Origin of the sequence: Spirillospora sp. NPDC048823, from assembly GCF_043198445.1 — a bacterium.
GTDB lineage: Bacteria > Actinomycetota > Actinomycetes > Streptosporangiales > Streptosporangiaceae > Spirillospora.
Genome location: NZ_JBICUT010000002.1, coordinates 464722 through 485026 on the forward strand (window position 1 = coordinate 464722; position 20305 = coordinate 485026).

General features: G+C 70.8%; 13 protein-coding genes. 5 read left to right on the plus strand and 8 right to left on the minus strand.

Features of this window, described 5'->3' with window-relative positions; translation table 11 throughout:
• Positions 1 to 33 precede the first annotated feature (33 nt).
• Positions 34 to 519 carry an ATP-binding protein gene (locus tag ACGFK0_RS05705; RefSeq protein ID WP_392901435.1) on the plus strand — a complete coding sequence of 162 codons (486 nt, stop codon included), beginning with the start codon at positions 34 to 36 and terminating at the stop codon, positions 517 to 519.
• 618 nt (positions 520 to 1137) lie between these two features.
• Here ACGFK0_RS05705 and ACGFK0_RS05710 read toward each other — a convergent pair.
• Complete coding sequence (locus ACGFK0_RS05710) at positions 1138 to 4275, minus strand: tetratricopeptide repeat protein (protein ID WP_392900671.1); 3138 nt, start codon at positions 4273 to 4275, stop codon at positions 1138 to 1140.
• 229 nt (positions 4276 to 4504) lie between these two features.
• On the opposite strand from ACGFK0_RS05710, the gene ACGFK0_RS05715 reads away from it, so the two are divergent.
• Genes ACGFK0_RS05715 through ACGFK0_RS05725 form a run of 3 tightly spaced genes read left to right on the plus strand, consistent with a single transcriptional unit; the run spans position 4505 to position 7384 of the window.
• Positions 4505 to 5650: a hypothetical protein gene (locus tag ACGFK0_RS05715; protein WP_392900674.1), complete on the plus strand. Its 1146-nt coding sequence runs from the start codon at positions 4505 to 4507 to the stop codon at positions 5648 to 5650.
• Position 5651: 1 nt separating this feature from the next.
• Positions 5652 to 6887: a hypothetical protein gene (locus ACGFK0_RS05720; RefSeq protein WP_392900678.1), complete on the plus strand. Its 1236-nt coding sequence runs from the start codon at positions 5652 to 5654 to the stop codon at positions 6885 to 6887.
• The gene (locus tag ACGFK0_RS05725) at positions 6887 to 7384 is read left to right on the plus strand and encodes a hypothetical protein (RefSeq protein ID WP_392900681.1); all 498 of its coding nucleotides are present in this window, start codon (positions 6887 to 6889) and stop codon (positions 7382 to 7384) included. Before ACGFK0_RS05720 ends, ACGFK0_RS05725 begins: the two co-directional genes overlap by 1 nt.
• On the opposite strand, the gene ACGFK0_RS05730 is transcribed toward ACGFK0_RS05725, so the two are convergent.
• Positions 7329 to 9455 carry a tetratricopeptide repeat protein gene (locus ACGFK0_RS05730; RefSeq protein ID WP_392900684.1) on the minus strand — a complete coding sequence of 709 codons (2127 nt, stop codon included), beginning with the start codon at positions 9453 to 9455 and terminating at the stop codon, positions 7329 to 7331. The genes ACGFK0_RS05725 and ACGFK0_RS05730 overlap by 56 nt on opposite strands.
• Positions 9456 to 9623: 168 nt before the next feature.
• Between ACGFK0_RS05730 and ACGFK0_RS05735 the strand changes: the two genes are divergently transcribed.
• A complete protein-coding gene (locus tag ACGFK0_RS05735) occupies positions 9624 to 10007 on the plus strand; it encodes a hypothetical protein (RefSeq protein WP_392900687.1) in 384 nt (127 codons plus the stop codon).
• 21 nt (positions 10008 to 10028) lie between these two features.
• Here ACGFK0_RS05735 and ACGFK0_RS05740 read toward each other — a convergent pair whose 3' ends face one another.
• From ACGFK0_RS05740 to ACGFK0_RS05765, 6 genes are all read right to left on the minus strand, one after another.
• Positions 10029 to 10991 (minus strand): DUF5954 family protein, encoded by a 963-nt coding sequence (locus tag ACGFK0_RS05740; RefSeq protein WP_392900690.1) that lies wholly within the window; start codon positions 10989 to 10991, stop codon positions 10029 to 10031.
• Between the two features lie 126 nt (positions 10992 to 11117).
• Entirely contained in the window at positions 11118 to 12398 is a 1281-nt protein-coding gene (locus tag ACGFK0_RS05745; protein ID WP_392900693.1) for a cation:proton antiporter, read from the minus strand.
• Positions 12399 to 12498: 100 nt separating this feature from the next.
• Complete coding sequence (locus ACGFK0_RS05750) at positions 12499 to 13551, minus strand: glucose 1-dehydrogenase (protein WP_392900696.1); 1053 nt, start codon at positions 13549 to 13551, stop codon at positions 12499 to 12501.
• Between the two features lie 18 nt (positions 13552 to 13569).
• Positions 13570 to 15399, minus strand: coding sequence for a glycoside hydrolase family 15 protein (locus tag ACGFK0_RS05755; protein WP_392900699.1), 1830 nt, complete (start codon positions 15397 to 15399; stop codon positions 13570 to 13572).
• Positions 15400 to 15525: 126 nt separating this feature from the next.
• Positions 15526 to 16908, minus strand: coding sequence for an endo-1,4-beta-xylanase (locus ACGFK0_RS05760; protein WP_392900702.1), 1383 nt, complete (start codon positions 16906 to 16908; stop codon positions 15526 to 15528).
• The gene (locus ACGFK0_RS05765; protein ID WP_392900705.1) at positions 16905 to 20072 is read right to left on the minus strand and encodes a glycosyl hydrolase 115 family protein; all 3168 of its coding nucleotides are present in this window, start codon (positions 20070 to 20072) and stop codon (positions 16905 to 16907) included. Before ACGFK0_RS05765 ends, ACGFK0_RS05760 begins: the two co-directional genes overlap by 4 nt.
• Positions 20073 to 20305 lie beyond the last annotated feature (233 nt).

Consider the following 20305-nt stretch of genomic DNA (forward strand, 5'->3'; position numbering starts at 1 on the left):
GCGAGAGGCCAGCCGATGTTCGCGACACCCATAATGGACACAAACCCACAGAATATATTCAGTGAGACCTTTCGGGCTTATCCCGAAACCGTCTATCTCGCACGCGAACTCGTGAAGAGCGCACTCGCCTCCTGGGGGCTCGGCGCCTTCGAGGGTGACGCCGTGCAGATCATGAGCGAGATCGCGTCCAACGCGGCCCGGCTCTGCGAGGGCAGGCACATCCGCGTATGGATCAGCCGGATCGACCAGGGTGTCGAAATGTGCGTGTGGGACGACCACCCCGGCCGGCCCGTGATCCAGCAGCCCCACCAGTTCTGCACGTCCGGACGCGGTCTGATCCTCGTCCAGGCGTTCGCGTCCGGCGGCTGCGGGTGGTTCGAGCTGTACGAGGGCAAAGTCGTGTGGGCGCGGATCGCGATCGACCACGGATACATGTTGGGTGCCGCACGTAGGGCGGGCTGTCCGATCGTCGGGCCCCTTCGTCACGTGAACAGGCCAGGCGCGCAGTTGCACGCATAGACTGCCCCCGCCCTGCGGAGCGCCTCCCCACCGGCTCCCCCAGCGCGGTGGGTTTCCCAACGCCCGCAGGGCGGGCGGCGACCAGCTCGACCCGGTGTCAAAGTCACTCCACCGCCAAGAGCACCGGGCGCCCTGTTGTTCCCGGTCGACAACGCGACAGAGGCGCCGCTGATGCGGCGCCTCTGCGAGCGGCGGGTCGGCTGGGCCTCCTTTGGCCCACCTGACCCCTTATCACGACCTCACCCGGTCATGTGAATGCACACCACCAGGACGATCGGCGCCACGGCGACCACCAGGGCGGGGCCCAGGGCTCTATACAAAAGACGGGTCATGTAAACCCCATCCACTAGACGGCAAACAACCCGGTCCGTCCGGATTTCTGGTGAGAGAGCCTATAAGCCCGGATGGTTCTGTGTGGCAACATCCGCGAATCTCGTAGTCGGCAGACCGAGATGCTGCATTGTGCGGGAGGGCGGAGCCGGCACGTCCGGTTCGGTGGCACGCATGCGCGCGGTGCGCTGCAGATTAGAACCGGTTTCCTATCTGATGTTCGGCGCTGTACGGCAAGGTGTTCGAGGGATGTGTCCGGCGGAAAATGAAATCGGTTCCAGTGCAGGGTCAGGTTCCGGTGGCGTGGTCGAGGGACTGGAGCCGGGCTCTCAGATCCTGCGCCTCCGGGAGGTTCAGGGTGGTGAAGAGCCGGAGAGCCTCCTCCCACGGGCGGCGGGTGGCCTCGCTGCCCTGGACGTGGAGGAGAGCTGCGCCCAGGCTTGCCAAGGTTCTTGCCATCTCGTCGGGAACATCTATTTCGGTGGATAGGGCATAAGCCTGCCGGAGGTGCTCAACAGCGGCTGGGTAGCGGCCGGAGGCGGTGAGTGCTTCGCCTAGATGGCGGAGGGCAACTGTCTCCTCATAACGCTCGCTGATGGAGCGCGAAATGGCCAGAGCGCGTTCGTGGTGAATGATGGCCTCACCGTAGTGCCCGGTGTCGTGGAAGGCGGCGCCGATGCCGATGAGAGTGTCGACCTGGGTTCGCCGATCGCCTAATTCCATCGCTATCGCGAGTGCCGCGCGGTAATTGATCAGAGCTGTTTCGTAAGCGCCGTACCGGCGGTGGACGTTGGCTGTGTTGATGAGCACGATGGCCTCGTGCTGGCGGCTCAGTTCGGCGACGCCGGCGGTCTGTGCGTAGTACTCGGCGGCGCGGTCGACGTCGCCCATGCGGATCATCAGGTCGCCCATGTTGTTGAGCGCCATCGTCCGGAGGTGCGGGGCGTCGATCTCAGTGAGGATCGCCAGTGCTTCGAGGCGGAGTCGTTCGGCCTGCCGGTAGCCGCCGGTGAACTCCAGGATGATCGCGATGCGGTCGAGGCTCTCGGCCTCGCCGTGCCGGTTGCCGAGCGAGCGGTGGATCTCCAGCGCCTCCCGGCCGCGGGCCAATGCCTCCGGGAAGCGGGACCGGTGCCAGTGGATGAGGCTTATGCGGCCGAGAATATGGGCCTCTCCGTGACGGTCACCAGTCGAACGCTGGATTGCCAGCGCCTTTTCCGCCTCTTCCATCGCGGTGTCGTAGTCGCCGACACGGAAACGGATATGGCTCAACTCGGCCAAGGCGCGGGCGGTGCCCGGATCGTCGTCCAGGCCCTGGAGCGCCTCGACCGCCATGCTGTGCAGTCGCGCGGCGGCGTCCCAGTGGCCGCGCGACTCCAGATGTCCGGCGAGTATGCGGGAGAAGCGGGCGGTGTGCGCCGCTGAGCCGATTCGGTCGGCCTCGGCGGCAGCGTTCAGGAGGCAGGCGTGCTCGGTGGCGAACCATTTGGCGGCCTCCCCCTCGTCAGCCAGGGGCGGCAAGTCCGGCGGTAGGTCGGGCTCAATGCTGTCCGGGCGGTGCGGGGACAGCACGTGGTTCGCGTGGTCGGCCGCCGCGAGGTAGAAGTCGAGGATTCGGTGGACGGTTCGGCGCCGCTCCTCGTCGGTGTCGATCTCGCGGGCCAGGCGGCGGGCGTAGTCGTGGACGAGGTCGTGGAAGCGGTAGCGGCCCCGGGCGGGCTCGGTGATCAGATGGCGGTCGAGGAGGTCCTCCAGGATCCGCTCGGCCTCCCGGACGGGACGGCCCAGGGCGGCCGCCGCGACGAGGGCCGTCAGGTCGGGGCCTGGGTGCAGGGCGAACGCGCGGAACGCATCCCGCAGTGCCGCCGGGAGGCCGCGGTAGGAGACCTCGAACACGGTGGTGATCTCGCGGTCCTCGCCGCGCAGCTCGTCCAGCCGCCGGTCGTCGGCGGTCAGCCGGGCCAGCAGGTCGCGGGTGTCCCAGGCGCGGCGGTGGCGCAGGCGGCTCGCCGCCATGCTCACCGCGAGCGGCAGCCGTCCGCAGCGTTCCACCACCGCGGCGACGTCGGTGTCGGCCTCCGCGCGGCCGGGGCCCGCGATGCCGGTGAACAGGACGATCGCGTCCCGGACGGGCAGGATTTCCAGCGACAGCGGCCAGGCGTCGTGCAGCCCGGTCAGCCGGCGGCGGCTGGTCACGATCACCAGGCAGCCGGGGGAGGCCGGGAGCAGCGGTTCGACCTGGTCGCGTCCTGCGGCGTCGTCCAGCACGATGATCGCGCGGCTGCCCGCCAGCTCGGACCGCCAGAGCGCGGCGCGCTCGTCCAGCGCCCGCGGTACCCGCGTTACCGGGACGCCGATCGTGCGGAGCAGCATGTCGAGCGCGTCCGCCGGGTCGACGGGCTTCTGCCGGGCGTCGTGCGCGTGCAGTTCCAGGTACATGGCGCCGTCGGGGTAGTGCTCGGCCAGCCGGTGCGCGAGGTGGACGGCGAGCGCCGACTTCCCGACGCCGGCCATGCCGTCGATGGCGACGACGGTCACCGCGTCACCGGCCGGTGGACCCGCGATGCCCGGCACCGTGTCCATCAGTTGCCGCATCTCGTCGTCGCGTCCGACGAACACCCGCGCGTGGTGCGGCAGGGTGTGCGGGCGCCGGTCCACGCTCAGCTGCGTGCCGGGGACCCGCAGCAGCTCCGGGTCGCCGCGCAGGATCTGCTGCTGGAGCCGCCGCAGCCCGGGGCCCGGGTCGGTTCCCGACTCCGCCGCGAAGAGGTCGTGCGTGCGCCGGTAGACCTCCAGTGCCTCAGCCTGCCGCCCGCAGCGGTAGAGCGCCATCATGAGCCGTTCGACGGGCCGTTCGTCCAGCGAATGGCGATCGGTGAGGTCCGATAATTCGCGAAGGACGTCGGTGTGGTTGCCGTACTTCAGTTCCAGGTCGATGCGTGCGAACGCGGCGGACAGCAGTTCCTGCTCCAGAGTGTGCCGGGCGCGTTCAGCCCAGCCCCCGGACAGGTCGGCGAGCGGTTCGGCCCGGCACAGCTCCGCCGCCTGGCGATGGTGGTCGAGGGCGTATTCGTCGTCGCCGCTTTCGGCGATCGCCCGGGCCTGGTCGCGCAGCCGCCGGAACCGGTGCAGGTCGACCGATTCATCGTCGACATCGAGCAGATAAGACCCCTGCCGGGAGATCAACGCGGCGCCCTCCGCGTCCTCCAGCCGACGGCGCAGCCGCGTCATGTAGACCTGCAGGCCCTGCCGGGCCTTGGCCGGCGGGGCGTCGTCCCAGACCCGGCGGATGATGGTCTCGGTGGACACCGGCTGCCGCCGGCCGAGGAGCAGCACGGCCAGCACGCACCGTTCCTTGGGCGTTCCGAGGTCGCGCCGCCGGCCGTCAATCCACAGCTCGACGGGGCCGATGATGCGGAACTCCACCGGTTCCCCTTTGTGAAAATATCCTCCTGAGCCGATTTTGGCATCATGCGTACCGAATGGCCAGAGCGCGGGCGTTTTTCCCGCGGCTTCCCCGTGTCCCACTACTCACCGAGTCAGGACGATTGCAAGCTTTCGTCAAGATTTCCGATCGACACTCGATTCCGGAGGCAGGTCATTTCGATCTGCGACGGAGGGACGGATGTTCGCATCCAAGGTCAAAGGGGGTTCGTTGACGGCAATGACCGGCTTCGAATGGCGTCGGGCCCTGACCGGGTTCGACCCCGGCTGGTGGGGACGGCTGGGGGACCGGCGCACAGTGCTGGTTGTGGTGGGCTCGCCCGTACCGGGGCAGCCCGCACTGGACGTGGCGCGGCTCGCGGGAACCGACCCGCGGCTGCGCGTGCTCTTCGCAGCGGCCCCCGGGTCGTCCTCGGCCGCCGTGGAGATGATGCTCAGGGACGCGGGCGCGGCACCGCTGCGCTGGTCCGACATCGCGGACGGTGATGTCGGCCTGGTCGTCGCCGCGCAGCGGATACCCGCGTGCCCGCCGGGTGCGCCGCTCATCGCGCTGCCGGGAACGATCCCGGCCGGGGTCGCGCACCGGCCCGCGCCCGCCGTGTACACCTATGCCCACCACCTGGACCGTCCCCCCGATGCCGGGGGCGGTCATGCGGTCGTGGTCGGCGACTCCGACCACGACAGGCTGGTGGCGAGCCTGCCGCTGCGCGACTTCTACCGGCGCGCGCTGGGCGTCGGCGGGCGGCGCGGGCTCGTCGTGGTGGCCCTGCCCGCGGCCGGCGGCACCGGTCCGTGCACCCGCTGCGGGTCCCTGGACGTCGTGCGCCGCCTGCTCGCCGAACTGCCGCCCGACAGGTACCACGTTCTCGGCGTTCCCGAGCCGGGCGGCGACCGGTGCCCGAGCGGGCCGGGGCTCGTCGGCCACCTGCGGGCCGGCCTGGGCCTCATGCCGCCCGATGCGGACTGGCGCGCCGCCCTCGTCGCCGCCGACTGGATCATCGGGCCGCCGGGCCCGGTGACGAGATACGGGACGATCATCGGGGTCCCGGTGCTCATCACCGGGCCGCCGCCCGGGGACGCGCTGCGCCTGCTGGCCGTCCGGTTCACGGCGCATCGGCCCGTCCACCCGCAGCTGGCCGAGGCGGCGGCGCGGTGGCGGCCGGAGCGGGTCCAGCCGGTCGCCGGCCGGATCACGTCCGAGCCTGGACGGTTCGACCGCAACATCCGCAGCCTGATGTACGGGCTGATGCGGCTGCCGCAGCCCGCCACGATCCCCGTGGCGGACCCGGTCTCGCCGCCGTTCCGCATCGGCTGCCGGGACGGGGAGCCGCTCGGCCACCTCACCCGGGGAGGCTGAGGTGAGCTTCCCGGGGGACGGGTGGGTGCCGGGCCCGTTCGGGCTGGACGCCCTGAAGGGGTCGACGGTGCAGGCGGGACGGGCGGTTCTCGCCGTCGCGCACCACGTGACGGCGGCGACCCGGCTTGCCGACGTCATGCCGCTGCTGGAGACCGACCGGCGGGTCGCGGTCGCGTACACGGCCGCGCCGGCGTCGGCAAACACCGGCGGCTTGGACGTGCATCTGCGCGACCTCGGCGGGCTGGTGCTGCCCTGGCGGCAGGCGATCAGCACCAGGTGGGACCTCGTCGTTGCGGCGGGCCACGGGATGCTGGAGAAGCTGCACGGGCCGGTCATGACCGTGTCGCACGGCGCCGGTCCGGGCAAGCTCCATCCTCGCAACGCCGGCTCCGGACCGCCCGCCGCGCGTTCGGTCAGCGGCCTGATCAGGGAACGGCTCGTCGTCGGCGGGCGGGTCGTGCCGTCGTCGATCGTCCTGCCGCACGACCGGCACCTGGAGATGCTCGAACAGGAGTGCCCCGAGGCGCGTCCGGTGGCGTTCGCAGGCGGCGACCCGTGCCTGGACCGGCTGGTGGCGAGCCTGCCCTACCGGAAGGAGTACCGCCGCGCGCTCGGCGTGCGGCCCGGCCGGCGGCTGGTGTTCGTCAGCTCCACATGGAACGAGGACTCGCTGCTCGGCCGCCATCCCGACCTGCTACTGCGCGTTGCGGCGGGGCTCCCGCGTGACAGGTACCAGGTCGTCGCCGCGCTGCACCCGAACGTGTGGTCCTTCTACGGAAAGCGCCAGGTCATGGCCTGGAACGCAGACTGCCGGCGGCTCGGTGTCCGGCTGTTCCCGCCGGAGGAGGGGTGGCGCGCCGGGCTGGTCGCCGCCGACGTGCTGCTCGGTGATCACGGGTCCGTCACCTGCTATGGCGCCGCGATCGGGGTACCGGTGCTGCTCGGCGCCTTCCCGGAGGACGCCGTGGCGCCCGGGACCCATGTCGCCGGGCTCGGCGCGTTCGCGCCGCGCGTCGACTGGGACCGGCCGCTGGCCCCGCAACTGGAGGAGGCCGTGCACGCCTTCTCCGGACGGGTCCATGCCGCGATGCGGAGCGCCATCAGCTCCCGGCCGGGGGAGGCGGCCCGCCTCATCCGCGGGGAGATGTACAGGCTGCTGCGGCTGCCCGACCGGGACCGCCCGCCGGACGTCGAGCCCGTCCCGCTCCCGGTCCCCGGCCTTCCGAGGGCGGCGTGATGGTCACGCTGGTCAGAGTCTGGGACGATCAGCCGGGACCGGTGCGCGTGCTCGTCGGCGGGCGGACGCTGGCACTGCGGCGCTCGCCCGCCGACGGGCGCGAGCCGCCGCCGTGCGACGAGCACCTCGTCGCACGGCAGGAGGAGACCTCGCGGGCCTGGCGGGCGTGCGCGGACGTGATCGTCGGCCGGGCGGGGGACCCGTCCCGCCTCCTGGCGGCCCACCCGGGGTGCCTCGTCGCGGCGACCGTCACCGGGCGGGGCTGCCTGGTCGCGGCCGGCGGTCTGTACGGGCGGCTCGACCCGGTGCTCGGCGGGATATGCCCACCCGCCGACGCGGTCTTGTACGCGTCCGCCCTCCACGCCTGGCTCGTGGCGGGCGGACGGCCGGTGGGCGCGCTCACCCGGCTCACCCTCGTCCGCGGCAACACGGCCACGATGGTCAGGGTCCGGCATCGCCGGGCGGTGCGGCCGGAAGATCGGCGAGCCGCGCTGTGACCTGGGCCGCCTGCGGCGACCCCAGCGCGGTGTAGAGGGCGAGTGCCCGCTCCAGCAGCGGGCGCTCGGCCGCCGGATCACCCCGGTACTGCGCGATCCGGGCCAGTTCGCGCAGCGTGTCGGCCTCAACATGCGGTGCGTCCATCTCCCGCGCGACGTCCCGCGCCTCGTGGAGGGCGGTGGCGGCCTCGTCGGGGTGTCCGGACCGCAGCCGGGCCTGGCCGAGGCACGTCAGCGTCCGCGCCCGGTGGTAGGGCTCGTCCAGACGGGTGAACGTCTCCAGCGCGCCGGTCAGCGTCGACTCCGCCTCGGCGTGCCGGCCGGCGGCACTGAGCGCCTCGCCGATGTGCCGGTCCATCAGCGCGATCCCGCGCGGACGTCCGAGATCGGCGTGCACGTCCCGCGCCAGGACGAACAGCTCGGTCGCGCGGGACGGGGCACCGGTGGCGAGCGCCACGACGCCGAGTCCTTCGAGCGCCGACGCCTCGCCGAGCCGGTGGCCGGCCCGCCGCTCCATGGCGAGGGCGGTCTCGTAGTGGCCGGCGGCCGTGGCGTGCTCCTGGAGGTTGAGGCGGATGACCCCGAGCCCCTCCAGCATCCGTGCCTGTGCTTTGAAGTCGGCGTCGGACTCGGCGGCGGCGAGCCCCAGCTCGTACATCCGGATCCATGACGGGTAGTGCCTGCGTTGCAGGAAGAGCGGCCACATCGCCTCGGAGAGCTGCCATGTGATGGAGTGCAGCCCGTTCTCGTGTGCCTGCCGTGCGACCGCCTCCAGGTTCGGCCGTTCCCGTTCGAGCCACTCCAGTGCCGCCGGGCGGGACGCGAACAGGTCGCCCGGCGGCGCCGCGTACCGTTCGCCGAGGTGCCACCGTCCCGGCATCAGCGTGAGGTCGGCGGCGACGGCGGTCGTCAGGTACCAGCCGGCGAGCCGCGCGAACGCGGCCCCGCGGTCCGGTGCCGGGGCCGGTGCGAGGGACGCGTCCCGCGCGTGCAGGCGCACCAGGTCGTGGAAGCCGTACCGGTCGCCGGGGACTTCGAGGAGCAGGCTGGCGTCCAACAGACCGTCCAGGAGTTCGGCGGCGCGCTCCTCCCCTGTCCCGATGAGGGCCGCCGCGGCGGCGGCGCACAGATCGGGCCCCGGATGGACGCCGAGCAGCCGGTAGGCCGTCGCGTGCTCCGGGTCGAGCGCCTGGTAGGAGGTGTTGAAGACGGCGCTCACCGAGATGTCGCCCTCGCCGGTGCGCAGCGCGGAGAGCCGCCTCGCTTCGTCGCCGAGTTCGGCCACCGCGTGGGCGATCGGCCGGCGCCGCCGCGCCGCCAGGCGGGCGCCGGACGCGCAGACGGCCAGCGGCAGGGTGCCGCAGAGCGCGACCAGTGATCGGGCGTGATCGCGTTCGGCTCCGATCCGGTCCGCCCCGATCAGATGCTCCAGCAGTTCCAGTGCCCCCGGCTCGCCGAGCGGGGCGACGTCCAGGAACCGCGCGCCGTCCACCACGAGCCCGGTCAGGCGGTGGCGCGAGGTGACCACGACCAGCGACGCTCCGGCACCGGGCAGCAGCGGGCGGACCTGTGCCGCCGAGACGGCGTTGTCGAGCATGACGACCAGGCGGCGCCCGGTGGTCATGGATCTGTACAGCGCGGACTGCTCGTCGGCGCCGGCCGGGATGCTCTCCGGCGCAGCGCCGAGGGCGCGCAGGAAGCGTTCGAGCGGCTCGTCGGGCGGGAGCGGCTCGGCGCCGGAGAAGCCGCGCAGGTCGACGAACAGCTGGCCTTCGTAGCGGTCCTTGATGCCGTGCAGCCACCGCGATGCCAGCGTGGTCTTGCCGACGCCGCCCGGCCCGGTGAGGACCACGGGCCCCGGGTGTTCCGCGAGCGCCGACAGTTGCCGCAGCTCGCTGAGCCGGTTGGCGAACAGTCCGGGCGGCGGCAGCTGCGCGGGGGCGGGAAGACGCGTCGCGGCGGGCGCGGTGATGTGCACCCCGCCGGCGATGGACCCGGCCTGAACGCTGGAACCCGCGATCCGCCCCGTCAGCTCGTTGGTCCACCGGTCCCGCTCGTCGGGAGACTGCACGTTCTATCCATCCCATTGGTTCGGTGGCGCGTTGATCGCCCGCTTTACGGTTAACGTACCCGGACGTCCGGTTCAAGTCACATAGATGGTAATTGCAATTCGGCCATGCCATTTATGGGGTACGGGTCAGAATGGAGATTGTTCGCACCTGTCCCAGCGTGATGAACTATGGCGGTGACAGATCCGATGACCGTCGCCATCGCGACCGCCATGGCCGGCAAGGCCGTGGAGGTGGCGGGCGAGCCGGTCCGGGCCGCCGTCGCCGAGCTGTCCCGGCGGGTCCGCGAGCGTCTCCGGGGGCGTCCGTCCGACGAGGAGGCCCTGGAGAGGGCCGCCGGCGACCCGACGCCCGAGAGGGTCGCGACCCTCGCCTCCGCCATCGAGCACCTCCTGGCCGACGACCCAGGGTTCGGGGCGGAGGCGCGCAGCCTCTGGAACCAGGCGCAGACCAACGCCGCCGCGACGGGCGACGGCGTGGTCAACGTGCTCAACGGCCAGGCGGGCCGGGTCGTTCAGCTCCGCGACGTGCACGGAGACGTGAACCTCGGCTGACGCGGGTTCGGGGGCGGGAGGTCAGGCTTCGGTGGCACCCGTGAGGCCGTAGCGTTCCTGGTCGCAGGGGCGGGGAGCCTCGGGGCCGTCGCGGCCGAGGCGCAGCATCCGGGAGACGCGGACGGTGCGGAACTCGCGGCCGCGTGCGGTGATGTGGTGGCCGGGCGCCGACCGGATGTCCGCGGCGAGCGCGGTCCACTCGGCGAGTTCGGCGGGGGTGGCGGGGTCGCCCTGGAACTCGCGGAGCCGGGGGAGAAGGTCGGTGAAGTGCCGGGCCAGCCGGTCGCGGGCCTCGGCGGGATCGTCGCCGCCGGTGACGGGCGCCCAGGAGCCGCCGTCGATCTCCACGACGACGAAGGTGGGCGGGAGCAGCACGACCCCGGGGTGCGTCTGGATCGCGTGGTGCGCCTCCGCGCGCACCATGTCGGGGACGGTGCCGGGGACGGGCATGCGCGCGACGAGGTTCAGCCGGAGCTGCGCCTCCCACTGCCCGCACGGCGCCGGCGGGTCGAGCAGGTGGCCGCGGAGGAAGTCGTCTCCGGCGAGGTCGGCGTCGGTGGAGCGGGGCGGCTCCATGACCCGGTCGCCGATCAGGACGAACTTCTCGACCCGGATGATCCGGTACCGGCGGTCGGCGATCTCCCACTCGTCCTTGGCGAGCTGCTCGCCCTCCTCGGGGTCGAGCCGGGCGGCCGCCGCCAGCATGGCCTCGGCGGTCTCCGGGTCCTGCTCCTCGGCCGCTCCCGACCGCAGGTCCATGGCGAGGCCGTACCGGGCGGCGGACGGATCATCGGAGCACAGGGATCCAATTCGCCACTCTTTTCCCATTTGTACTGCATGCCCAAAACTGGGGGAGCCGGCGGGAAGAATCTTGGGGTACCGCAGAATTCGCTCACCGAGTTCCCGGTCGCGCACCGCCGCGACGGGATCGAGTTCGGCGACCACATTGATGTAGTCGTACCCGTGCATCAGCGGGAAGGTCATGCCCGCATCCTGGCCGGACGGCCGGGATGCCCGCATGATTTTCGCGAGATCCGCCGACCGCCCGCGGCAATTAACCGGAAAAGGAGATTTGTGCGACGTCCGTTCTTGCCGGGGACGTCCGCCGGCTCAGCGCCCGGACGATTTCGGTGGTTCGGACGATTCGGATTGTTCGGATTTTTCGGATGGCGGCCCGTCGTCCGTCTCGCCGCCGGAGTCACCCGGATGATCGAACCACGCGGGTACCTCGCGTTCGGTGTCGAAGCCGCGCGCCACGAGGACGTCGGTGGACGAGTGCGCCAAGATCGACAGCGCGATCGTCGCGGCGACGAGGTGGAAGATCTGGTCGCCGGCCGAGATCCCCGATTTCAGGACGATCAACCCGTAGACGACCGAGGCGAACCCCTTGGGGCCGAACCACATCACCGCGGCCTGCTCGCGGGCGGTCAGCTTCGACCGCAGGAACGACACCCAGATCGCCACCGGCCGCGCGACGACCAGTGCCAGCACCGCGAACACCCAGCCGGACCAGCCGACGTCGCCGAGGAACGCCGGGGACAGCAGCGCGCCGAACACCAGGAGCGCCGCGAGCTTGAACATCTCGGCGATCAACTCGCCGAACTCCTCGAACTGCTCCTTGTAGTGGTCGCCGACCGTCGCGACCGTCACACCGGCCGCGAACGCGGCGAGGTAGAGGTTGCCGTGCGTGGCCTGCGCCACCGCGAGCACGAGCAGCCCGATCGCGAGGGCGTTCAGCGGCTCGAACTTCGGTGCGACCGCGAACAGCCGGGTGCGTTCCAGCATGAGCGCGACCAGCGGGATCACCACGCCGATGGCCACCCCCAAAGCCAGTTCGAGGGCCAGGTCGTCGATGTGCAGATCGCCCGAACCCTGGGCGATCGCCAGGAACACGATGACGAACGGAAGCGCGAGGCCGTCGTTGACGCCGGACTCCACGTTCAGCAGGCGGCGCAGCCGCGGCGGCACCTTCTCGTTGCCGATCAGCGCCGCCGCGAACACCGGGTCGGTCGGGGCGAGCACCGCCCCGATCAGCAGCGACTCGATCCACCCGAGACCCACCACGTAGTGCGCGAGAGCCGCCGTGATGATCAGTGTGAGCGGCAGGCCCCCCGCCAGTGCCCGTCCCGGCAGCCGCCAGGCGCTCCGCACTTCCTTCCAGCCCGCGTGCATGCCGTCGGTGAACAGCACCGCGAACAGCGCCAGCTCGGCCAGCGTGTTGACGATCTCGTCGTCCGGGCTGAGCGTGATGACGTCGCTGACGCCGTCGCCCAGCAGGAATCCGCCTATGAGGAACAGCGCCGCGGTCGACAGGACGGTGCGGTGCGCGAGGCTCGACACCAGCACGGCCAGCAGCAGCAGAGCGGCGAACACCAGGAGGAGGTTCGTCATCACCGGGCCCTTTCACAGATCGGCGAACGTGCCGCGGACCGAATGCTCCCGGCGCACCGGCCGAAATCTTAACGGCCCGGCCTCTACAGGTGTAAATCGGTCATTCGTCCAGGGTGATGACGACCTTGACGTCGTCGGGCCTGGACGTGAACGCGTCCTCGAAGTCCTCCAGTGGAACGCGGCGGGAGATCAGCCGTCCGAGCCAGTCCAGGTCGGCCCGCGCCAGGGCCCGCGCCGCGTCCTCGTAGTGGCCGAAGCCGGCGTTGACCGACCCGATGATCGCGTCGTTCTCCAGGACGATGTCGCGGTTGAGGCCGCCCGCGTCCATGGCCACGTGGCGGCCGGCCGACGACACCCCGGTCAGGCACACGACACCGTAGGCGGCGTTGCACCTCACCGCCCCGAGCACGAGCTCGGACGCGCCGGTCGCCTCGATGACCACGTCCGGCACCCACCCGGCGACGGCGTTCTCCAGGCCGTCGTGATGGTAGGCGGCGCCGAGATCGGCGACCAGCCGCGGCTTCGGCCCGTCGGTGACCTGGTCGAGGACGCGCACGTCCAGGCCGCGCTGCACGCCCAGCAGCGCTGCCAGCAGCCCGATCGGGCCCGCGCCCGTCACCAGCGCCCTGCGCGGCTCCCACCAGGCCCGCCCGCCGACCTTCTCGATCTGGTCCCACGCCTTCGCGACGACCGTGGCCGGCTCCATGAGCACGCCCACCTCCGCCAGCCGCGGATCGAGCGCGACGGCGTAGTCCGCCTCCACCGTCCACACCCGGCTCGCGAAGCCGTCGAGTTCCTTGATGCCGCGCTCGGTGTAGCGGCCGTTGCGGCACATGTCGAACTCGCCGTGCGCGCACGCCCCGCACGGCACCGGGTCCGGCCGCCGCACGACCCCGACGACGAGGTCGCCGGGGGAGAAGCCGCTGCCGGACGGGGCGTGCCGCACCCGGCCCAGCGACTCATGCCCGATGACCAGCCGCTCGCGGCCGGGCGGGGCGGAGCCGAACTCGCCGGCGACGATCTCCTTGTCGGTGCCGCACACCCCGACGCCGAGCCCGTCCACGAGCAGCTCGTGCTCGGCGGGCTCCGGGTCGGGGGCGTCCGTGACGGCGAGCGAGCCGGGCTTGCCCGGCAGGACGGTCAAGGCGCGCATGGCGCTCTCCTTCCACGACTACGGGCGTGATGCCTGAGCACGTTCCAGCCAGGCGGGGCGCGTCCCGCTGAGATGCCGGGCGGTGTTGACGAGCCCGACATGGGAGTACGCCTGCGGGGTGTTGCCGACCTGCCGTCCCGCGGCCGTGTCGTACTCCTCGCTGAGCAGCCCCAGGTCGTTGCGCAGATCCAGCAGCCGGACGAACAGGTCGGTGGCCTGCTTGGTCCGGCCGATGCCGTGCAGGGCGTCCGCGAGCCAGAACGTGCACACCAGGAACGCGCCCTCGTCTCCGGGCAGCCCGTCGACGCCGCCGTCCGAGCCCGTGTCGTAGCGCAGCACGAACCCGTCGCTGTACAGCTCCCGCTGCACCGCGTCGACCGTCCCGACGACGCGCGGGTCGTTCCACGGCAGGAAGCCGACCTGCGGGAGGAGCAGCAGCGCCGCGTCCAGGCCGCGGGAGCCGTAGAACTGGGTGAACGTTCCGCGGTCCGCGTCGTAGCCGTGCTCGCACACGTCGGCGTGGATCCGTTCGCGCAGCGCCCTCCAGGTGTCGACGGGCCCGTCCAGCCCGAACCGCTCGACCGCCTGGACGGCCCGGTCGACGCCCGTCCACGCGAGCACCTTGGAATGGACGAAGTGGCGCCGGTCGCCCCGCACCTCCCACAGGCTGTTGTCGGGGTCGCTCCAGTGCCCTTCGAGGAAGTCCATCAGGGCGAGCTGCATGTCCCAGGCGTTCTCGTCCGCCCCGATGCCGGCCTCCCGCGCCAGATGCAGGCCGTCCAGCACCTCCCCCCACGTGTCGAGCTGGAACTGGTCGGACGCGGCGTTGCCGACCCGGACCGGCGACGACCCCTCGTACCCGGCCAGCCAGTCCACGGTGAACTCGGTGAGGCGGCGCGTCCCGTCGATGCCGTACATGATCTGCAGCTCGGCGGGGTCGCCGGCGACGGCGCGCAGCAGCCACTCCCGCCACGCCTTCGCCTCGGCGACGAACCCGGTGCCGAGCAGGGCCTGCAGCGTGAACGTCGCGTCGCGCAGCCAGCAGAACCGGTAGTCCCAGTTGCGCGGCCCGCCGAGCTGCTCCGGCAGGGACGTGGTCGCGGCGGCGACGATGCCGCCCGTGGGCGCGTAGGTGAGCGCCTTCAGCGTGATCAGGGACCGGCGGACGGCCTCGTCCCACCGCCCGTCGTAGTCGTAGCCGCGCATCCACTCCGACCAGAACAGCTCCGTTTCCTCCAGCGCCCGTTCGGCCTCGACCGCCTGCGGACGCCGCTCATGCGACCGCTGGTACGTCAGGACGAACGGGACCCGGTCGCCGGCCGCCACGGTGAAGTCGCCGTACGTGGTCAGGTCGCGCCCCTCCAGCTCGACGGGCGTCTTCAGCCAGACGGCGTCCGGGCCCGCGATCGCGTTGTGCTCCCCTTCGCGGTGCCGTACCCATGGCACGATCCGCCCGTAGTCGAACCGCAGCCGCAGCGCCATGCGCATCGGGACCCGCCCGCTGACGCCCTCCACGATCCGGACGAGGTCGGCCGCCTCCCCGCGCGGCGGCATGAAGTCGATCACCCGGACGGTGCCCTCCGGCGTCTCCCACTCCGACTCCAGGATCAGCGTGTCGTCCCGGTAGCGGCGCCGCGTGCACAGCCCGCCCGCCGCGGGCGCGAGCCGCCAGAACCCCGCCTTCTCGTCGTCCAGCAGGGACGCGAAGCACGCGGGGGAGTCGAAGCTCGGCAGGCACAGCCAGTCGATCGACCCGTCCCGCCCCACCAGTGCCGCCGTCTGCGTGTCCCCCAGCAGCCCGTAGTCCTCGATCCGCAACGCCAAGGCGCAACCCCGCTCTCGTCCCATCCGACTCCTGCGAAGTACCCGTGATAGTGGATGTATGTAGCGCCGGTCGGCGCTTCCCGCAGAAAGGCACCGGCACGGCGACCTGGGAGCTGCCGCCGTGCCGGTTGTCAGGGGGTGGGGTCGGGGTCAGGGCGTGCTGCAGGTGAGTGCGGGGTCGGCCACGTTCCCGCCCGGGGCGCTGACGGTGAACCCGAACGAGGCGGACGCCCCCGGTGCCAGGCTGGAGTTCCAGTCCACCGGCTTCACCGTGATGACGTCGCCGTTCTCCGTCGGGCTGCCGTTCCAGATCGCCTGCAGGTCCTGGCCGGAGTTCATGGTCAGGATGGCCGTCCACGAGCTGACCGCGCCGCTGCCGGCGGTGATGGTGACCTGGCCGTTGAACCCGTTGTTCCACTGCGCGGTGCGGGTGTAGGTGCAGGTGACGGTGCCGTCGTTGTCGCCGTCGCCGTCGCCGTCGCCGTCTCCGTCACCGGGGGTGCCGCCCAGAGCTTCGAGCGTCGCGTCGTACGCCGGCTTCTTGGCGTAGGCGTCGTCGAAGAGCAGCGCCGCGCCCTCGCCCTCGAAGACGTCCGGAACCCAGGAGTACTTGTCGGTCACGCCCCAGACGGTGATGCCCTTGCAGCGCGGCACGGCCAGGCACGCGGAGGTCACCGCGCGGTAGTCGGCGGCCTGCTGGGCGAGCTTGGAGCTGTCCGGCGGGGTCTGCATCCGGATGTCCAACTCCGTGATGTAGACGTTCACGCCCAGGTCCGCGAAGCGCTGGATGTTGGCCTGGATGTCACCCGGGAGGCTGCCCACGATCAGGTGCGCCTGGAGTCCGACGCAGTCGATCGGGACGCCGCGGGCCTTGAAGTCCTGGACCATGGCGTAGACGGCGTCGCTCTTCGCGTTCCGGCCGTCGATGTTGTAGTCGTTGTAGCAGAGCTCGGCGCCGGGGTCGGCCTGGCGGGCCGCCCGGAAGGCCTGCTCGATGTAGTCGTCGCCGATGACGCGCTGGAAGACGGTGTCGCGCCGCGCGCCCGACCCGTCCTGGAACGCTTCGTTGACGACGTCCCAGTACTCGATGTCGCCCTGGAAGTGTCCCGCGACGTTCGAGATGTGGTTGTTCATGACGTCGAGCAGTTCGGTGCGCGAGGAGATGCCCTCGACCCAGTCGGGGAGCTGGCTGTGCCAGACGAGGGTGTGCCCGCGCACCGCCATGCCCTGCGACCGGGCGTGGCTGACGAGCTGGTCGGCCGCGCCGTAGCTGAACGAGTTCCGGGACGGCTCGGTCGTCTCCCACTTCATCTCGTTCTCGGGGGTGAGCTGGTTGAACTCGCGGTTGAGCGTGTTCACGTACGCCGACTCGCCCATGTGGCTCTGAGCCGCGGCGGTGCCGAAGACGATGCCCTTGGCGGCGGCCGCCTCCTTCAGGGTGGTGGGAGCCGCCGACGCGGGGAGCGCGCCGGCCACCAGCATCGCCAGGAGCAGTGTGACCGCTCCGAGCACCGCGGTGAGTGCTCTTCTCATGGTTTCGATCCTCCTTGGGGGTGGTGCCTGCTTTCGGGGGGCCCGAGATAGGAGGTCCTGAGTCCTCCGGTGTCGACCACGATCTTCTGCAGGACGACGGTCGGGTCGACCATCCAGAACTTCAGGGTGTGCGTCCCCGGTCCGGTGACGGTGTGCGTGGTGACGGTCCGGTTGACGTTGTCGGAGGTGTTCCTCTCCCACTGCTTGTTCATGGTCGTGTCGTTCGCGCCGGTCGCCTCGGTGATGTTCACGACCTGCGGCTCGTCGCCGTCGATCGAGACGGCGTACTTCAGGCCCCCGGCCGACAGGACGCTGTTCCTCGGCGACAGGTAGGCCCAGACCTTCACCGGTCCGGTCGTCGTCAGCGTCATGTCGTATTCGAGGCGCGGGCCCTCACCGGGCTCCTGGCCGGGCGCGGTGACGGGGAACGGCTCCATTCCGGCGCCCGTCCGCCCGACGCCCGGGACGCGTTTCCAGTGGGCGTCGCCCGTGCGGGTCGCGCGGGTGTAGCCGTCGGCGTCCATGGAGACGTAGCCGCCGGCCTCAAGGAAACCGCGGGGCTTGAACGATTCCGGGTTGTCGACGACGGCCTGGACGGTCACGGTGCGGCCGTCGGCTCCGGAGACTTCGATGGGCACGCGGCTGGTCCCCTTGGGCGCCTGCCGCCAGTCGACCCGCACCGTCGCCCGCACCTGCTTGTCGACGCGGCCGCTCGCACGGGTGACCTTCACCCACGGCTCGGCGGGCGAGATCCGGTAGTCGAAGGGATCGGAGCCTCGGTTGAACACCTCGATGTACTGCCGGGGCGCCGACTGGTACGGGCTGAATTCCGGTAGGACGGCCTCTGACTCCTCCTTCGGCCACCACTTGTCGGAGCCGTCGACGGCGACGCCCATCTCGGAGCCGTCCGGTATCTCGATCCGCCTGAGCTCGGGGAAGATCTTGTCCGGCAGGGCGATGTAGTCCTTCTCGGGCTGCTGCCAGGGCGCGTTCGGGCCGTAGCGCTCCACGTCCCCGTAGCCGATCTTCGGCTGGCTCTGGAAGCCGTTCCATTTACCGCCGGCCAGTCCGTTGTCGTAGTGGTCCGACATCGCCTGGTCCTCGTCGAACCTGGCCTCGGCGAGTTCGGCCTGGTCGTTGGTGGCCGCCCGGCCCTGCTCCGCGTAGAGGATGTTCGTGAACTCGGCCTCACGCAGTTCGTACAGGTTGGCCGTCGCCTTCACCCGGTAGTAGACGAGCTGGTAGTAGGCGTCCTGGTATTCCTCCGGCAATCGCCGGCGTATCCGTTCGGCCTTCTCGGCGAGCCGCCGCCATCGTGCGGTGACCCTGTCCATCTCCCGGTACCGGTTCAGGTAGAAGGGCGTTTCCTTGTCGTCGTAGACGACCGCGGCCGGGTCGGTGGACAGGTCCTTCTCCGGGTCGACGGTGATGCGGCGGTTGAGCAGTTCCGGTTTGCGGAGCGCCTGGAGGTCGCCGTAGGCGTTGAGCACCTCGGCGATCTCGTCCGCGTGCCGGGAACCGAAGTTCTGCGCGGCGAACAGCCGTTCCCATTCGCCGAGCTTGTGCAGCGGCCAGCGGTCCGGGTCCCAGGCGTAGTCGAGGAAGAACTGCAAGGGCAGCTCATTCGCCTTCATGTCGCCGACGTTCGCGACCCACAGGTTCCGGATGCCGTACCGGTACGACTGGTGCAGCTGCTCCCACGTGTTGCCGAGCTGCGCGGTGTCGACCCACTTGTAGTTGCGGCCGCCGCCCACATAGTCGAAGTGGTAGTAGAGCCCGTATCCGCCGGCGCGCTCCGGCAGCCCCCGCTCGGGCATCTTGCGCATGTTCCCCCAGTTGTCGTCGGTGAAGACGACGGTCACGTCATCGGGGACGCGCATGCCCCGGTCCCAGTACCGCTGCACCTCCTTGTAGAGGGTCCAGACCTGCGGGGTGGCGGACGCCTCCTTACCGGTGACCTCCTCCAGAATGTCGCGCTCATTGGCGATGATGTTCTGCATCAGTTCGATGCCGTCGCCGTCCGGCAGGCCGACGTCGCCGTTGCCGCGCATGCCGATGGTCACGACGCCCTCGAAGTCGTCCTCGACCATCCGCTCGATGCCGTCACGCCAGTACTTCTTGACGGCTTCGGAGTTCCGGCGGAAACTCCACTCGCCCGTCCCGCCGTACGGGTCGTGGCCCGGCTTGGTGATGTTCCCGTCCTCGTCGCGCTCCGCCGGGACGGCGTGCCGGTTCCACTCCTCGATGCCGCGCATCATCGGCGCCTCGTGGGACGTCCCCATGACGACGCCGTACCTCTTCGCGGTCGCGTGGTTCTGCGGGTCGTCCTCGGCGAACGCCCGTCCCCAGACCGCCGGCCACAGATAGTTGGCCTTCAGCCGCAGCATCGTCTCGAAGATCTTGGCGTAGAACTCGTGGTTGAAGCCGTTGGGATGGCCGGGCGCCTTTCCCTCACCGAAGAACTTCGGCGCCCACCGGTTCAGTGCGGGGTTCTCGTCGTTGATGAAGAAGCCGCGGTATTTCACGGCCGGTGTGCCCTGGGTGTGGCGGCCCGGCTTCACGTACACCTCGTCCCGGTGCCGCGACGGGACGTCGTCCCAGAAGTACCAGGGGGAGACTCCGATGTTCCTGGAGACGTCGTAGGCGCCGTAGATGGTGCCGCGCTGGTCGCTGCCGGCGATGACGAACGCGCGGCGTACGCCCGGCACGGGGTGGTCCACCACCTGTTCGAGGGTGGTCTCCCACTTGCCTGCGATGCCCTTCACGTCCAGTTTCCCGGAGGCGATGAGCCGGTCGATGAGCGGGCTCTCGCCGATCGTGCCGATGACGACGGCGGTCCGTCCGGACGGGACGTCGCCGCCGGTGGAGAGCGCGGGGCGCTCGCCGGTCACCCGCTCGATGTCGGCGCGCAGGTCTCCGGCGGCCCGTACGACGCCGGGGTGGTCGGCGTCGCTGACCACCAGCGGTGCGGCCTTTCCGCCGGCGACGAGCGGGAAGTATCCGCGTCCGTCCCGGAACGAGATATAGGAGGACGGGTCGGCGGGCCTGTCCCAGCCGTGGCCTCCGTGGGCGGTGGGGAGCGCGGCGGCGGGCTGGGCGGCGAAGGCGATGGCGGTCGGTATCAGGGCCAGGAGCAACGTCCATGTCCGATGCGGTCTGCCCATCGGCTGTCTCCTCACTGCGGGAGCAATGCGGCTTCGAAATATTTCGATACATTTCGAGAGCCGACAGGAAAGTAACCCCAGGAACCTCTTTCGTCAACCACCTCTTTCACCCTTGTCTGAGGCAAAGCGCTCTGATCTGGACGCTTGCGGTCGCGGCCCGTCGTTCGAAACATTTCGAGGGAGGAACGGGCGATCACATCGGTGCCGGGCACGGCAAAGTCCGCATATTTCGC

Bases quoted from the DNA above. Each gene is read 5' to 3' on its own strand.
- ACGFK0_RS05740 (WP_392900690.1), bottom strand. From the start codon at position 10,991: ATGACCTTCCCGCTGATGCACGGGTACGACTACATCAATGTGGTCGCC.
- ACGFK0_RS05750 (WP_392900696.1), bottom strand. From the start codon at position 13,551: ATGCGCGCCTTGACCGTCCTGCCGGGCAAGCCCGGCTCGCTCGCCGTC.
- ACGFK0_RS05765 (WP_392900705.1), bottom strand. From the start codon at position 20,072: ATGGGCAGACCGCATCGGACATGGACGTTGCTCCTGGCCCTGATACCG.
- ACGFK0_RS05755 (WP_392900699.1), bottom strand. From the start codon at position 15,399: ATGGGACGAGAGCGGGGTTGCGCCTTGGCGTTGCGGATCGAGGACTAC.
- ACGFK0_RS05725 (WP_392900681.1), top strand. From the start codon at position 6,887: ATGGTCACGCTGGTCAGAGTCTGGGACGATCAGCCGGGACCGGTGCGC.
- ACGFK0_RS05760 (WP_392900702.1), bottom strand. From the start codon at position 16,908: ATGAGAAGAGCACTCACCGCGGTGCTCGGAGCGGTCACACTGCTCCTG.
- ACGFK0_RS05745 (WP_392900693.1), bottom strand. From the start codon at position 12,398: ATGACGAACCTCCTCCTGGTGTTCGCCGCTCTGCTGCTGCTGGCCGTG.
- ACGFK0_RS05735 (WP_392900687.1), top strand. From the start codon at position 9,624: ATGGCGGTGACAGATCCGATGACCGTCGCCATCGCGACCGCCATGGCC.
- ACGFK0_RS05705 (WP_392901435.1), top strand. From the start codon at position 34: ATGGACACAAACCCACAGAATATATTCAGTGAGACCTTTCGGGCTTAT.